Here is a 1,374-nt window from a genome sequence, read left to right as displayed (position 1 = left end):
GCCGTCCGAGCCTGAGCATCGATGAGGCGGGCTATGTGACCGAGCGGCGTTACGATGCGGCGGGGCGGGTGACGGACACCATACGCTACGCTAAGCCGATTAGTGGCAACCTGGTGAGCTATCCGCATGGCGGCCCGGACTGGGCCGGCAGTGTGCAGAGCGTGAGTGCCCAACAAGTGGGCTTCCCTGGCAGCGGCGACGCTATTCTGCAACCGGATCGCGATAGCTACGCCAGCGGCATGATCGCGGTCAAGGAAGGCGAGGTCTACAGCTTCGAGATGGATGCCATCCGTGGCGGCACGGATGACGGCCGGACGCCGGCGCCGTTTGGCATTGGCTTCCAGTATTCGCTCGACGGTGTGAACTTCATCGACTCCTGGGTGGGGGCGAGCTATAGCGACGCTAGCCAAGCGGACCTCCAGCATGTGAAGGGCAGTTTGACGATTCCGCCGGGGATCAAAGGCGCACGGGTGTGGCTGCAGGTTGCTGCGGGTTGGGGGCAGACCAACCGCTGGTATGCGCGCAATGTGGAAGTGCGTCGTCAGGGGGGTAGCCAGGGCAATGAGGCGACCAATGCCGTGTCGCAGTGGGACGAGGTGGCGATACGGCGGCGCCTACTGACCTCGACGGTTGACCAAGTGACTCGCCAAAGCTACGACGCAGCGGGTCGCCCAACGTTGAGTCTAGACGCGCAGGGTTATGTGACTGAACGGCGTTACGACGCAGCGGGCAATATCACAGATACCATCCGCTACGCCAAGCCGATCAGCGGCAATTTAGTGAACCATCCGCATGGCGGTCCGAGCTGGGCTGGCAGCGTACAAGGCGTAAGAGCCAACGAGGTGGGCTTCCCAGGCAACGGCAAGGCCATCCTGCAGCCGGATCGCGACAGCTACGCCAGCGGTATGGTCGCGGTCAAGGAAGGAGAGACCTACAGCTTTGGGATGGACGTCATCCGTGGCAGCATGGATGACGGCCGGACGCCGGCACCGTTCGGCATCGGCTTCCAGTACTCGAACGATGGTGTAAACTTTATCGACTCTTGGGTGGGGGCGAGTTATAGCGATGCTGGCCAGGCGGGCCTCCAGCATGTGCAGGGCCGTTTAACGATTCCACCAGGGATCAAAGGCGCGCGGGTGTGGCTGCAGGTTGCCGCGGGCTGGGGGCAAACCAATCGCTGGTACGCTCGCAATGTGGAAGTCCGCCGTGAAGGCGCAGCCCAGAGCCAGGAGACGGCCACTGCCGTGTCACGGTGGGACGAGGCGGCGATTCGAGAGCGCCTGCTGACCTCGGCGGCCGACCAAGTCACCCACCAAAGCTACGACGCCGCCGGCCGCCTGATCCAGGAAACCCGCGGCGACGGCGGCAAGCTGG

The 1,374-nt window shown here is 63.8% G+C and carries 1 protein-coding gene; it reads left to right on the top strand.

What is annotated here, in order from left to right:
• On the top strand, window positions 1–1,374 hold a 1,374-nt coding region (locus ACODSD_RS24735; RefSeq protein WP_488878605.1), incomplete at both ends, for an RHS repeat domain-containing protein.

Source organism: Chromobacterium sp. FG22 (assembly GCF_057809415.1).
This window is presented reverse-complemented; position numbering and strand designations above follow the sequence as displayed.